The 14,314-nt window shown below is 49.1% G+C and carries 10 protein-coding genes; 7 read left to right on the forward strand and 3 right to left on the reverse strand.

Going from position 1 to position 14,314, the window contains the following annotated elements; genetic code table 11:
• Positions 1-136: 136 nt before the first annotated feature.
• The gene (locus tag ACN4EK_RS15950; RefSeq protein WP_431659001.1) at positions 137-1,327 is read left to right on the forward strand and encodes a sigma-70 family RNA polymerase sigma factor; all 1,191 of its coding nucleotides are present in this window, start codon (positions 137-139) and stop codon (positions 1,325-1,327) included.
• Between the two features lie 22 nt (positions 1,328-1,349).
• Complete coding sequence (locus ACN4EK_RS15955; protein WP_431659003.1) at positions 1,350-2,516, forward strand: DUF1822 family protein; 1,167 nt, start codon at positions 1,350-1,352, stop codon at positions 2,514-2,516.
• Positions 2,517-3,066: 550 nt separating this feature from the next.
• Here ACN4EK_RS15955 and ACN4EK_RS15960 read toward each other — a convergent pair.
• Positions 3,067-3,468, reverse strand: a complete 402-nt coding sequence (locus ACN4EK_RS15960) for a hypothetical protein (RefSeq protein ID WP_431659004.1) — start codon at positions 3,466-3,468, stop codon at positions 3,067-3,069.
• Positions 3,469-3,860: 392 nt separating this feature from the next.
• Positions 3,861-5,867, reverse strand: coding sequence for a C2 family cysteine protease (locus tag ACN4EK_RS15965; RefSeq protein ID WP_431659005.1), 2,007 nt, complete (start codon positions 5,865-5,867; stop codon positions 3,861-3,863).
• Positions 5,868-6,106: 239 nt separating this feature from the next.
• Here ACN4EK_RS15965 and ACN4EK_RS15970 point away from each other — a divergent pair, with 239 nt between their 5' ends.
• From ACN4EK_RS15970 to ACN4EK_RS15990, 5 genes are all read left to right on the forward strand, one after another.
• Positions 6,107-7,480, forward strand: coding sequence for a GH1 family beta-glucosidase (locus ACN4EK_RS15970; protein ID WP_431659007.1), 1,374 nt, complete (start codon positions 6,107-6,109; stop codon positions 7,478-7,480).
• A gap of 424 nt (positions 7,481-7,904) precedes the next feature.
• A complete protein-coding gene (locus tag ACN4EK_RS15975) occupies positions 7,905-8,297 on the forward strand; it encodes an endonuclease domain-containing protein (RefSeq protein WP_431659008.1) in 393 nt (130 codons plus the stop codon).
• 707 nt (positions 8,298-9,004) lie between these two features.
• Positions 9,005-9,202 (forward strand): NblA/ycf18 family protein, encoded by a 198-nt coding sequence (locus ACN4EK_RS15980; protein ID WP_431659009.1) that lies wholly within the window; start codon positions 9,005-9,007, stop codon positions 9,200-9,202.
• Between the two features lie 957 nt (positions 9,203-10,159).
• On the forward strand, positions 10,160-11,488 hold the full coding sequence (locus ACN4EK_RS15985) for a ParA family protein (RefSeq protein WP_431659010.1): 1,329 nt from the start codon (positions 10,160-10,162) through the stop codon (positions 11,486-11,488).
• On the forward strand, positions 11,481-12,269 hold the full coding sequence (locus tag ACN4EK_RS15990) for a hypothetical protein (RefSeq protein ID WP_431659011.1): 789 nt from the start codon (positions 11,481-11,483) through the stop codon (positions 12,267-12,269). Before ACN4EK_RS15985 ends, ACN4EK_RS15990 begins: the two co-directional genes overlap by 8 nt.
• Positions 12,270-12,415: 146 nt before the next feature.
• On the opposite strand, the gene alr is transcribed toward ACN4EK_RS15990, so the two are convergent.
• A complete protein-coding gene (alr, locus tag ACN4EK_RS15995) occupies positions 12,416-13,627 on the reverse strand; it encodes an alanine racemase (protein WP_431659012.1) in 1,212 nt (403 codons plus the stop codon).
• Between the last annotated feature and the right edge of the window lie 687 nt (positions 13,628-14,314).

Raw genomic sequence — 14,314 nt, forward strand, 5'->3', positions numbered from 1 at the left:
ACAAACCCCCGGCTACCACAACACTTGGCTGACTCAAGGCTGCTCCTGGTGCAGGGACAGGAGAGTTTACGGTGTGCCTCAGTTGGAGCAGACGTTCAGCTTATTCACATCTTGTCCATACCATTACGAATTACTCATGCCATCCCGTCAGGGTCTTGTGGAAATCTTTTCAACGTTTTTGCAGTTTAACGCCGATCGTCCGGGGCACTGGATTACCGATCGCAAGTTGCAACGCAGTATGCAGCGCTGTTTAGAACACAGTCATCAACCTGAACCCGAGAGTTTTTGGGCATTGTACTGGCACAAAGTCTGGCGTACCCAGGAATCATCTAGCCAACTGGCGGCGGCTCACATTACGGCATACCTGCAAGAAGTGTGCTACTGGGTGGCGCAACGGATCAGCACCAACTTTGCCAGTCAACAGTCGGTGGCGGATCTGTTTCAAACGGCAATGTCTAAAGTTCACCGGATTTTACAGGGCTTTAATCCTCAGTACAGTGCCAACCTCAAGAGTTATGCGGAATTTGTCTTCAGTAATCTGGTCAAGGAGTCCTTACGGCAGTCGCAGGAAGTCGATATTTGCACAGACTGGGGCCTTCTGCATAAACTAAGCCAAAAGCGACTGGTAGAAGCGTTGCAAAATGCTGGATTGGGTGAGAAAGAGATTGCGGCTTCTGTACTGGCTTGGAAGTGTTTTCAAGAACTGTATACACCGGATGTAACTCGCAAAACCCGCAAGTTATCCAAACCCGATGCCGCCACCTGGCAAGCGATCGCGCAACTCTACAACGCCCAACGCTTGAGCCATCTGACTACCCCTAGCCCCGAAATATCACCAGAAACCTTAGAAAAATGGCTCCTTGCCAGTGCGAAAGCGGTACGGAGTTGGTTGTACCCCAAACCGATCGCGCCAGCAGCGGATCAGGAAATGGGGGATTTAATCGACAATCTCCCTGATGTGCAGCAGGAATCGTTACTGACAGAAGCGATCCGTCAGGAAGAAGCGACCCAGCGGCAAACGCAACAACAGCAACTCACAGAGTTATTAACCACCATGATCGCAGGTCTGGAAGCAGAAGCCCAAACCCTCTTGCAAGCCTACTACGGTGCAGAGCAAACGCAACAACAGATTGCCAAACAACTGGGAATTCAGCAATTTCATGTTTCCCGACGGCTAACTCGGGTACGGAAAACCTTACTCACGGCATTAGGACAATGGGCAAAGGAGAGCCTGCATGTTTCCCCCACCTCGGACGTAATAGAGGGTATGAGTGCAGTTTTGGAGGAATGGCTAGCAACTCACTACCGCCATTCCACCCTTCCCTAATTCAAGCTGGAGTGTACCTAAAATGACCTTCGATGTTCCCTCACCAACCTTACTAGACACCCATCTTTACCTGGAAATTCCAGAAATTCGGGAGCCTGAAGCCGCGTTTTCAACTCCTGGGAGCCGCTGGCGAGCTACGTTAAACCAAATCACGTTAGACACAGTTCTACCCTGGTTACGCCGTGAGTATGCGCCGAATGCTAAAGTTTGGCGACCTGGATCGTTGGCTAGCCTCTGGGATGTGGTGACTGGCACAGCTATTACCGTTGACGGTCTGCGGCTGGTCTTAGTTCCCACCACGGCGATCGATGCCGATGAACTGCGAGTGCCTCAGGAGTGGGTAGACCTCCCGAGTTGGGTGGCAGATTACTACCTGGCAGTGCAGGTGAATGTGGACGAAGGTTGGCTACGGATCGACGGGTACACCACCCATCAACGGCTGAAAGCCCAAGCCAGCTATGATGCCAACGATCGCACCTATAGTCTGGATGCTACTGATTTGATCCAGGATGTGAATGTGCTGTGGGTGACTCGGGAACTTTGCCCTGAGGAAACCCTAAGAGCCGAGGTGAGCGAGCTACCAGCCTTACCATTGGCACAAGCCGAAAATCTCCTGAAGCGGTTGGGCAATCCTGCCGTAACCTTTCCCCGCTTGGAAGTGCCATTTTCCCTATGGGGCGTGTTGTTAGAACATGGGGGCTGGCGGCAACGGTTATACGAACTGCGCCAGGGACTGCCCGAACAGTGGTCTGCCCAACAATGGTTGCAGGCGGGGATTTCACGTCTGGCACAGCAGTTGGGTTGGAGCCAAATGGCGTTACAACCGATCGCCGCTACCGGAATGCGGAGCGCTCCAGAGTCGGGCTGGCGCAAGAGCCAATCATCTGCCCTGGTGCGAGAATTGACGATCGCCGGGGCACCCTACGAACTCCTGGTTTCACCTCTGGAAGATGAACTATCGGCATGGCGGTTTGAACTGCGTCCAGCGACGGCAGATCAAGTGATTCCAGCCGGTTGGACGTTACGACTGCTAACTGAAGATCTGCAAGCCTTTCCTGATAACGAAGATGCTGCTACCAGTGACACCACAGAACTGTATGTGGAAGTGGCAGTCGAACCGGGTGAAGGCTTGGTTTGGGAGATTAATCCCTTACCGGACGACTACGATCGTGAGGTACTACGGTTCTAACCGCAACCCGTCCTTGCAAACTACACTTCCAGCTTAATATCGGGTGTGTTGCATTAAGGTGGCACACCCGTTTTGTTATGGGTGATGAGGGTGATGAGGTGATGAGGTGATGAGGTGATGAGGTGATGAGGTGATGAGGGTGATGAGGGTGATGAGGGTGATGAGGGTGATGAGGTGATGAGGTGATGAGGGTGATGAGGGTGATGAGGTGATGAGGGTGATGAGGGTGATGAGGTGATGAGGGTGATGAGGGTGATGAGGGTGATGAGGTGATGAGGTGATGAGGTGATGAGGTGATGAGGTGATGAGGGTGATGAGGGTGATGAGGTGATTTCCAGAATAGAAATTACCGGACAATTGGCAATTTTTGGTAGGGGCAAGCGGTCGTTCGCCCGTACAATGCCCCAAATTCTCACCAGTTTCTCGGTAGGACTGATCTGAAGTTGTTAAAACCCCGCACGTTCCTGGAGGGGAATGTCGGGGTGGTTATCAGTGAGTTGAATTGAGTGACCGATTGGAGCGTTTACCCTGGGTTATGGAGTGGGGATGGCTATAAGCGAGTGACAGCGACAGGTTGAGATTCAATCACGCCAGGACGTTGTTCAACTTCGTAGTAGACTACGGCTTTGACCGGATCCTGCCCTGGAAATCCGGTTTTATTGATCAAATGCACATCATTGACCGAGTTTTCTAATGGGCGTAACCGAATCACTGTAGGAGAAGGAGTTGTCAGATATACGGCTTCAGTTTTGACGTTGCGAATTTCAATCCGCCGGATCACGATCGTCGTATCGCGTGGCTCAGGATTGGTCAGGGTGAGAAACACATTGGCAAACCCCAAATAGCGATCGACCGGAGGTTGCCGGGAAGCGGGAGTTGTCGCCAGTCCGATCGGGGCACGACGTTCTTCTCGGGCTTGCAGAGTGACGGTTTGAAAGATAGTTTGCGACATGGTGGGTTGAGGGGTTGTAGAGATAGAAAAACTACCAGCCAAACTACTGCAACTACAGAGGCATAAACTAATTGCAGTAGATGAGAGTAACAGGAGAAGTTTCAGCATAGCGGTGACGAGAGGATGGGGATGGGGCGAAGCCTTCAGGTCAGCACCTTGTTAAAATTCAAGGTTGATACCGATGCTTCGGGCTACCGTGTACACACCAGTTGAGTCTGTCTTCGTTTGCATCCTTTTAGCCCCCTCAATCCCCCAATTCTGGGGGACTTTGGATCCTAAGTTCCCCCCAGAATTGGGGGGCTAGGGGGGCTAAATGTAGGAGTTTGAAGGGGTTAAGGAGATGTGTGTACACCGTAGCCTGACAGGAGGATAAGCGGAGGCAGGAAGCGGTCTTAACTGTTGGTGGCTGCCCAACCACTAAAGGTGCTGGCTAACTGAGCGTGGGTATACTGTGTCGTGCTGCCATAGGGGTTGTAGACAATGAAGCGATTCGTTGCATTGTTGTAACCAATGACGGCATAGGCATGGCTGGAATCGTTCAAGACAATCCGGCGACCGGCGTTAAAGGCATTCAGAATGTTGGTCGTATTCATGTTAGATGACCAGCCAGCATTAACCCCTGTGACATGACTGAGAGCGACGTTAGTGTAACCCCAGCCAATCCCAGCATCGATCGGGGAGGAGAAGGACGGGCCGTTATAAGAGTTGGTATTGTCTTGACCGATCCAGCCTTCCTCATTGAATTGGGCATAGGCTTTTTCGAGTAGGGCTGCCCACAACTCATTGCTGGAACTGGAGTAATGTCCACCCCCCCAACCACCGAACACCGCATTACCAGAGGCATTCACCGGGAGATAGCGATCGACCGTAACATAATCCGCCACCCCATTGTTATACAGGCGCACCGTATAGGTTCCATCATAGTTGTCGATAAACAGGCTGGAAATGTTGCTGGGATTTTGTGCGGCAGTTGCAGCCAGGCTTGCCATAAAGTAGCAATCCGCGACATCCTGTTGCTGCACATCCTGAGCGCTAATGCCACCCTGGAATAGGGAACCACTGACATATTGATAGCCGTAAGCCGTGGATTTGTTGTAAGCGATCGCCGTGGGTCGATCGTTGCCCAGGAACCACTTACCAATTAAGTTTTCCATTTGTGTGGCACTACTACCGGCAAACAAGTTGCCAATGCCCGATCGAGTATTGGCGACATTCCCATTGATGGTTTTGTTGGTGAGAACTCGCACATGTTCGGGCATCAGATACCCACGATCGCTGAGCAGACGGCGCAGGTCGGTGACTTCAGTGGCATCGATCGTGCCATAGTCCTTCGTTTCCCGCAGAATCGCCATCATGTCATTCCGGCTGATCTGTCCATCTCTGGCAGCATACCGAGCTTCGCCAATGATGCCAGCATCACTCAGGTTTTGGCTATACCAGTCACCAGTCGAGATGCTGAGGTGATAGTTACTGTTGCCACTGTATTGATAAACTTGGACAAAATAAGTGCCTGTACTGAGGGAAGAACTAATCCATTCTGCGACACTACCACTGCGATAAGAACCAGTTAACACATCACTGCCATCAATGATGCCGTTGCCATTGGCATCCCGAATTAACCGCACATCGGCATCGCTACTCAGACCACTCAGGGTGATATTGATGTTGGTAGATTGCCAGGTGGGAATCCAGCCGTTCCAGGTGAGGGCATCCATCACACTGAAACTGTAGGTATCGGCAGTGTTCAAGTTGCTCATGTACCCACTAAAGGTTTGGGTACCCGAGAGCAGTCCTACGTTGGTTTCTACAGGTAGCAGGTTACTGGGGTTATTTCCCGATAGCTGCAACGTATAGTTCGTGTCGCCGTTGAATTGAAACACTCGGACATAGTAATCGCCAGCCGCCAGCCCTGCGACGTTAATCGCTTCGTCCTGGGCACCACTGCGGGTAGAACTGGCAATGACACTGCCAACACTATTCATCAGATAGACATCAGCATCAGCCGATAGTCCGGTCAGGGAGAGGTTAAAGCTGCCACCATACGCCAGATTGAAGCGATAGTAATCCTGGGTGTCACTGGAGCCGACAAAGTTGTTAAAGGTTTGGACGCTGCTGAGGCTGCTTACCTGAGTTGCCCCTGCCATCGTGTTGTCGGAAAACCAAACGATGATCGATGGGTCGAGCGTCACCACCGGGGATACCAGATTGGAGTAGTTGGAGATGGGCGTGACTAAGGATTGGGTTGCTAAATCACCGGCACTGGCATGAAATAGGGTCTGATTCCCGATCGGATCGCTGAGTGTTCCAACTTGATCCGGAGTCGTCAGGCTACCAACCAGGGGGCTATTCAGTTGATTTTGTAAGGGCAATGTACTTTGGGCGGATTGTGTAGAGAACATAGTGCCTACTAGGGGGTAAAGAGGTTGTTGAAATGGGATGCACCGAATTACCCAAGTTCAAAGTGATTTGCGGCAAGCTTGAAGCACAACAGAGTCCGCAATGGTTAAGTTGGAGAGGACAACCCAGGGTCGATCGCAAAACTGATTTCGTACCGTGTGTTGTCTCCAGCGATGTAGGGTAACGTCTGCTTACTCAGTTATTAGATTTGGAACGATAGGTTTATGCAGGACGGTGGACGATGACGAGCTATAACTTTCCCGCCGACTTTATGTGGGGTACGGCGACGGCAGCATATCAGATTGAAGGGGCGGTACAGGAGGATGGGCGGAAGCCGAGTGTGTGGGATACGTTTAGCGCCACGAAGGGACGCACGTTGCATGGAGATACCGGAGCGATCGCCTGCGACCACTATCACCTGTATGAAAGTGATGTCAAACTGATGGCGGAGTTAGGCATCCGGCATTATCGCTTTAGTATTGCCTGGCCCCGGATTATTCCGGATGGACGGGGGCAGGTGAATGAAGCCGGAGTGGACTTTTATCGGCGGTTAGTGGATACGTTGTTGCAGCATGGGATTACCCCCCATGCCACACTATTTCACTGGGATAGTCCGCAGGCGTTAGAACAACGCTATGGTTCCTGGCGCAGTCGAGAGATGGCACAGGATTTTGCGGATTATGTCACGGCAACCGTGAGTCGATTGGGCGATCGCATCACGTCGTGGATGACGATTAATGAAATTTCCTGCTTTACCCATCTGGGCTATGATGCCGACAAAATTCCCGCCCATGCTCCGGGCACCAAGGTCTGTCACAGTAAAGAGGTGTGGCAAACCTCTCATCACGCTTTGTTGGCGCATGGCTTAGGCTGTCAGGCAATTCGAGCCGCATCCCCCCAACCCTGCCAGGTGGCGTTAGTAGACAATCCAGGGGTGACAGTACCATTAACAGAATCGGCGGCGGATATTGCGGCGGCTCAGGCAGCTTTCCCGACGAATTGGGCAAATGGCGGCATTATTTATCCGGCATTGACGGGAGCCTATAGCCCGGTGTTACTAGAAAAATTGGGTGCCGATGCCCCAGAGATTCAACCGGGGGATCTGGAGATCATTCACCAACCGTTAGATTGGCTCGGACTGAATATTTATACAGGCAGCTATGTGCGGGCAGCAAATAATGATCAGGGCTATGAGGTATTGAATTATCCCAAGAGTTACCCGCGACTCCACATGCCCTGGTTATGGTTTGTGCCGGAGTCGTTGTATTGGGCGATTCGCCATGTCCGCGAGATCTTAGATCGACCCGAATTACCGATCGTCATGACGGAAAGTGGTTGTGCGGTGGAGGATGAGTTAACGGCGGCAGGTGAGGTATTGGATGCCGATCGCATTTTGTATTTGCGGCAGTATTTGAAGGCAGTGCATCGAGCCGTGGAGGAAGGTTATCCGGTACGGGGGTATTTTATCTGGACGTTGCTGGATAACTTTGAGTGGGCGTGGGGGCGCGATCGGCGGTTTGGTTTGTTGTATACGGATTTCCAGACGCAACGCCGGATTCCGAAGGCGAGTTTCCACTGGTATCAGGAGTGTATCCGCCAGAATCGGGTGGTTTAGCCAGAGAGAATGATTGGTTGTTTTGAGTTCCCTCCAGAATTGGGCTACTGTGTACACACAAATCGAGGGTGACTTCGTTTACATCCTTTTAGCCCCCTAAATCCCCCAATTCTGGGGGACTTTGAATACTTTGGCTCCCCCAGAATTGGGGGTTGGGGGGCGGTTCGTCAGTGCTTCGGCTAGATTTGATCACTTATGTATACACGGTAGCCCAGAATTGGGGGGCTAGGGGGGCAGAAGGGAGGGTGTGCTCTAGTAATAATCTGTGCATATCCGTCTTTATCTGTTTGAGTGACAGGTTAATCAGCCCCCTAAATCCCCCAATTCTGGGGGACTTTGACAGAATTATTTGCCTCCTAAATTGTGCTCGGGGTTATGGTGGAAACTAGGGCATTCTAGAAGAACAAGCTAAGTAACTCTACGAATGCCCAAAGATTCTCCTAGAATTCGAGGTACGAACCAGCAGACAGAACAAGCGGCTCGCCGTCTTCGGAAACAATTAACGCCTGCTGAAGCGCGATTATGGAACGTTTTACAGAATCGCAAACTAGCTGGACTCAAGTTTCGGTGTCAACATCCTGTCGGGCACTTCATTGTTGATTTTTACTGTCCAGCCTATAAATTGGTAATTGAGGTAGATGGCAGCATTCATAGTCAACAAATAACCTATGATGAGGCACGAACAGAGCAGCTTCAAGCATTTGGTTATTATGTACTGAGATTTTCTAACGAAGAAGTTTTAACCAATCTACAATCCGTTCTATCTCAGATCATCCAGACCATCAAAGTCCAGTTCCCCCCAGAATTGGGGGGCTAGGGGGGCAGTAGGGAGGGTGTGCTACGATGCCGCAGGCTATATTCTGGGGGACTTTGAATGTGAGCAGAAAACCGATCGAGTAAATCTACTCATTTAAATAGAGGGAACAGGGGATCTGAAGGTCGATCGCAACGGGTTTCCACAATTATTTGCAAATTGATGGAAAGCGTTACAGGCTAGAGAACTGGCGTTACAGGTACAGAGGCGTATCTCTGCCGGAAGGTGGGTTTGTAGGGGGGGATAGTCCTTTAGGCTGGAGATCAAAGGATATTCCCAGCTATTTCGATAGATAGAATTGCCAAATCCACTAGATTAGCTAAATTCAAGTCTGCAAGCACGTATTTTGGGCAAAAGTCAGGAAGTGTTGAAATTTGAGCGGTAGTTGCCTGGGTGGGGATCGCTGGAGCGAAAAGGGCTGAAAGGTAGAGTTTTTCTGCATAAATGCCTATCGCGGGACGTAGATCAAGAGTAAATAAGTAGGGATATCCCAAACGGACTAACCCAAGGGGGGTATGGTCACTTTAGTCAAATACTTGTTATCTTCTGTAATACAAGTGATAGAGATTTGGAGTTACAGGGAACTATTAACCCAACCCCCCGATCGAAGATCACAAGTGTCCCCTTTCTGAACCGTTAAATCTGAACATTCAGAACTGCGGATATCGTCTACGTTCAATCTACGTACTCTCTCATACCTGGAGTTAGCTATGGATCACACAGTAGAACTTTCACTGGAACAACAATTCAGTATCAAGTCGTTTGAGTCTCAAGTGCAGAAGATGAGTCGCGAACAAGCCCAAGACTTCCTGGTGAAGCTGTATGAGCAAATGATTGTGCGCGAAAACATGTACAAGCAGTTCCTCAAGCATCAGTGGGGCTTGGAACCCGGTCCACAGTTGATGTAAGACCGATGAATCGGCAGTGGACGACCTCACATCTCTTGTTTGGTTCCTAGAAAGGGAAAAAGGCTGGGGGTATTAGGGGCGTCAATGCCAAACTACGACAGGTTACGGTTACGCTTCCACACGGTTTGATAGATGGTGACTGACTCGAAGACTGGCTTTTAACCATTATTTGTGGTTCTACGGTTTCCCTAAATGTGTGTTTGCGGTCTGTTGATGGCTACTGAAGTTGTTAAATGAGGTTTGATCAACGCTATGCACTTTGTCCAAAAACTGAACACCCTACCTAGAGGCGCTGTCATCAGTGCCTCTTCGCGTATGTGGGGGTTGGTGGAGGGAGCAGAGCCGATTGACCCACGATCGCCCTTTAGTGAATTAGGGTGCTAAACCAAAAACATTCAGCCGCTAAGCTCAAACATTCAGCCGCTAAGCTCAAACATTCGCGCGTTGACCAAAAACATTCAACCGCTAAGCTCAAACATTCACGCGCTAACCAAAAACATTCAGCCGCTAATGTTTAACATTCAGCCGCTAAGCTCAAACATTCAGGGCTGATGCTTTGAGGGTTAAGCAGCATTGGGGTTCTTGGTCTATTTGATTACCCGTAAATCATCAGAGTCGGGTTGATCGGCAAGCACACAATTCAAGAAGCTCGTCTGCCAGAACCGATGTCTATAAGATATTGTACGAATTTAGCTGAAGCGGAGCTAGCTGACGATCGCGGTGAGTATAAGTCGTTACGCCAGGGTAGGACGATCGGGGGGACGACCTGGTAATCATGCGGTTAAGGTGAGGAATTGGGAAACAACTTCACCTTAAATTCATGCAAAAAGTGAATTTTCTATAAAAAAGTCCTGTTAGTCCCGGAGAAATCACGGGCATTCTGATCGAGGGAAAAGATGATTCGCATTTATCTCAGTGTTTTGGTAAACAGGCATACATCATAGGCAAGGTAGCACGATGAATTGGAGCCAAATTTTAGATGATATCCCACTAACGGCTGAGGAATCAATTGTTAAGCAGCTATTTGTGGAACCTCTTCTAGAAGCATTAGGATTTGGGCAAAAAGAACGCTACCCTGAATTTAAGACAGGTAAAGGAGGAGACTCTGTAGATTTCGCTGCCCGAAAAAATACTGATGGTGATGTTTTTCTATCTTCTAAAACTAATCCCTATGTACTTGTTGAGATCAAAGGACGGAATATTAACTTAGCAGAAGGGACAAGCCAATATTTGAGTACAAAAGCTCAACTCCAGAAGTATCTGCTTGCCCCCAATTGTAAAACAGTACAATGGGGGATTATAACCAACTCAACTCATATTCAACTATTTCGCCGACATGGAAAAGTAGTCGTTCCGGCAACTCCTAGTGAGCTTATTAAAAGAAATAATATAGACAGCATAATTTCACGGATCAGATCTTTAATTGAGAATCCTCCTAGAGCCTTAACCATTTGCGTTTACAACAACAAGGGAGGTGTAGGGAAAACTACTACAGCTCTTAACCTAGCTGCAATTTTTAGAAAGAGAGATAAAAAAGTCCTTCTAGTCGATTTTGATTCGCAAGCTGATCTAACAAGATCACTCAAATCTGCTTCAGGTAAAGTTTGTTTATCCGATTGCCTCAAAGATACCAAATTGGATATACGAGATGCTGTTGTCCCTTTTATCTACACAAATAGATCTGGGAAATCTGGACATTTGTTTGATATCATTCCAGCAGATCCCAAAATGGAAGAATTCAACGAAAACATTAAGCAGATTGAGAAGACAGTTAAGAGATTAAGAGAATTGATTCAGGCTTTTACTAACGAGTATGACTACATTTTGATCGACTGCCCCACTCAATGGCTATTTTTTAGTCAGAGTAGTATTCATGCTGCTGATGTAGTTTTAATTCCAACTAAACATAATGGCTTGAACTCTCTCCATAATGCCGCTAGGGTAATTAGAAACTTTATCCCATCAATTAAAGAAATCAGAGAGGATGGTGGTCCAATTGCCCTACCAATATTTTTTAATGGTGAAAAGGTAACAGATCCAGCACTTGTAACAGCTAATACTGAAATTAAAAAAATCCTAACTGAGGCAAAACAGGAAGGGTTTGACTTGATGCCTTATTTCTATCCAAAAGCAAAGAAAGGAAATATCGATATAACTGTCTATAAAATACCTGGCTACGCTACTGTTGCGAATGCAACTTTTTCTCATATTCCAGCCGCCTTTATCCATGCTACTGTTGCCGAACATTATCTAGGTCTTGCTAAGGAGTATTTTTTGCATGAGTAAATTTGATGATACTGGCGAATTAATGCATTTGCCCTTGGAAAAAATTATTTCCGATGAACCAACTTATGAATCTGAGTTCATAGTCAACGCAGCAGCAGAGGCAATCCTCAATTCTGATGGTAGAAACTGGATGCCAATCATCGTTGAAAAGTCTGGTGATCATCAGTATCGAGTTGTTAGCAATCATTTTGTTTACGCTGTTGCACAACAAGCTGAACTTGAAAGGGTTTGGTGCATTATTATTGAATCCAATCCTCAACTAATCCAACAAGCAAAGATTTTAGCGAAGGAAACCCTACCGAAGGTCAATCTCAATACAGCATCAAGAGATTCTATTGTTGCTGCATTAAGATATTTAGAAGCAGAACCAGGTAGTGCTTTAAAAGGATTAGATGTCACCGTTGCCGCTAATCGTATTGAAGATGCAGATAGAGAAAGCTGGTCTGACTTTAACCCGATTACTAAGTTGAAATGTGGTATTACTAAGGGTAAAAAGCTTGATGCTTTAGACAAAGTATTCTTCTTGTCAGCAGTGCAGATCCCACCTGCACCAGAGACAATTAGTATCAAGCAAGCTTCGAGAGATGAAATCTTTGAACGGCTAAACTACTTGTCAACTTACAAAATAGGTGGTTTTGATAAGCTTGATCCTGATAAAACGGCTGATACTATTTTCACGACCAATAAAGGGAAATGGAAAAGTTTAAATCCTATTACCAAGCTTGAGTGTGGCATTGACACAACAAAAATCAAAGTTCTTAAAACTGTGTTTAGTCTATAACCGATCGCTTCTACTTTCTCCGTGATTTAGTCGTTGATTAAACCCCATTACCCATAAAAAAAGGAAGGAACACCACTTGGAATTGTTCCTTCCTTACCGTTTTCTTGAGACTCGCAACTATATGTTCTCGCAAGTTTAAAGCAGATTCATCCTCTCGCTGACGGATTCGATAACGCCGGAGAATCTGTCAAAGGTTGACTTACCGCAATCCGGGGCAACCGATGCTTAAAACTGCACAAAATCTCCCAAGCGATCGTTCCCAACGTTGCCGCCCAATCATCCGCCGAAATCGCCTCCTGCCCATCCTGCCCCAACAACGTCACCACCTCACCCGCTTGGATCTCCGGCACCCGGCTGACATCCAACATAATTTGATCCATCGTAATCGCCCCAATCTGCGGCACCCGCTGCCCCCGAATCAACGCACTCATCCGATTCGACAAATTCCGGGGAATCCCATCCGCATAACCAATCCCCACCACCGCCATTTGCATCTCGCGATCGGTCACAAACGACTGCCCATAACTCACCCCCGTCCCCGGCTGTAACGTCTTCACCTGCGTCACCCGCGCCTTCACCTGCAACACCGGCTGCAAATCCACCACCTGCCGCAAATGGGGCGCTGGATATAACCCATACATCGCCAGCCCCACCCGCACCAGATCATAATGCAGACTCGCATCCGCCAACGTCGCTGCCGAATTTGCCAAATGTAACTTCGCAGGATGAATTCCCGCTGCCCGAATCGCCGCCACCGCCGAGTCAAACCGTTGCTGTTGCTGCCGCATAATTCTCGGATCTGGATCATCCGCCGTCGCCAAATGCGAATACACACTGGCAATCTGCAACTGCGGCGATCGCTGCACTAATTGGACAAATTCCGTCGCCTCCGTCCACAACGTCCCCAACCGCGACATCCCCGTATCCAACTTCAGATGTACCGATAACCGATCGGTAGAAGACATCCGCGCCAGCGTATCCGCAAACACCAACGTCTGCTTCGGCGTACATAACGTCGGCTGCAACCGCCACCGCGCGATCGCCCGAATCTGCTCCGCCGTATACGTCGCCCCCAACACCAAAATCGGCGCGTCAATTCCCGCCTCCCGTAGTTCAATCCCCTCCGGAATCGTCGCCACCCCTAACCAACTCGCCCCAGACCGTAACGCCGTCTGCGCGATCGTCGTCGCCCCATGTCCATAGGCATCTGCCTTCACCACCGCCATCAACGCCGTCCGACTGCCCAACAACCCCCGAATCTGCCGGACATTATGCGCCAACGCCCCCAGATCCACCTCTACCCACGCCCGATCCTGCCGCATCCTGGCAATACTCGAACTCTGATCCCAACTCAGCATCGTCAATCACTCCTTCACACACCAAACACACCAAACAGCGATCGCTGCCAGGATAAATGCCCTTTCCCAATTGGTCAATCACGTAACGGATGACTTTTCCCCCACCCGCCTCCCTATCCTCACCCTAACGTCCTCTTAATCAGAGTTACAGCATAAGTTAGAACTGATCTGTTGCAACCTGAGACTGAGCAGCCCCCTAAATCCCCCAATTCTGGGGGACTTTGAATTGACTGGTTCCCCCCAAAATTGGGGGGGCTAGGGGGGCAAGAAGAATGGTTAGTCTGCCCTATTTAAGTTTGAGACTGAGCAGCCCCCTAAATCCCCCAATTCTGGGGGACTTTGAATTGACTGGTTCCCCCCAAAATTGGGGGGGCTAGGGGGGCAAGAAGAATGGTTAGTCTGCCCTATTTAAGTTTGAGACTGAGCAGCCCCCTAAATCCCCCAATTCTGGGGGACTTTGAATTGACTGGTTCCCCCCAAAATTGGGGGGGCTAGGGGGGCAAGAAGAATGGTTAGTCTGCCCTATTTAAGTTTGAGACTGAGCAGCCCCCTAAATCCCCCAATTCTGGGGGACTTTGAATTGACTGGTTCCCCCCAAAATTGGGGGGGCTAGGGGGGCAAGAAGAATGGTTAGTCTGCCCTATTTAAGTTTGAGACTGAGCAGCCCCCTAAATCCCCCAATTCTGG

The organism is Pantanalinema rosaneae CENA516 (assembly GCF_050753385.1).
GTDB classification, from domain to species: Bacteria; Cyanobacteriota; Cyanobacteriia; order Leptolyngbyales; family Leptolyngbyaceae; genus Pantanalinema; species Pantanalinema rosaneae.

What these genes read in the sequence shown, in the direction of transcription:
- ACN4EK_RS15980 (WP_431659009.1), top strand. Translation starts at nt 9,005, where the DNA reads ATGGATCACACAGTAGAACTTTCACTGGAACAACAATTCAGTATCAAG.
- ACN4EK_RS15970 (WP_431659007.1), top strand. Translation starts at nt 6,107, where the DNA reads ATGACGAGCTATAACTTTCCCGCCGACTTTATGTGGGGTACGGCGACG.
- ACN4EK_RS15975 (WP_431659008.1), top strand. Translation starts at nt 7,905, where the DNA reads ATGCCCAAAGATTCTCCTAGAATTCGAGGTACGAACCAGCAGACAGAA.
- ACN4EK_RS15950 (WP_431659001.1), top strand. Translation starts at nt 137, where the DNA reads ATGCCATCCCGTCAGGGTCTTGTGGAAATCTTTTCAACGTTTTTGCAG.
- ACN4EK_RS15960 (WP_431659004.1), bottom strand. Translation starts at nt 3,468, where the DNA reads ATGTCGCAAACTATCTTTCAAACCGTCACTCTGCAAGCCCGAGAAGAA.
- ACN4EK_RS15990 (WP_431659011.1), top strand. Translation starts at nt 11,481, where the DNA reads ATGAGTAAATTTGATGATACTGGCGAATTAATGCATTTGCCCTTGGAA.
- ACN4EK_RS15985 (WP_431659010.1), top strand. Translation starts at nt 10,160, where the DNA reads ATGAATTGGAGCCAAATTTTAGATGATATCCCACTAACGGCTGAGGAA.
- alr (WP_431659012.1), bottom strand. Translation starts at nt 13,627, where the DNA reads ATGCTGAGTTGGGATCAGAGTTCGAGTATTGCCAGGATGCGGCAGGAT.
- ACN4EK_RS15955 (WP_431659003.1), top strand. Translation starts at nt 1,350, where the DNA reads ATGACCTTCGATGTTCCCTCACCAACCTTACTAGACACCCATCTTTAC.
- ACN4EK_RS15965 (WP_431659005.1), bottom strand. Translation starts at nt 5,867, where the DNA reads ATGTTCTCTACACAATCCGCCCAAAGTACATTGCCCTTACAAAATCAA.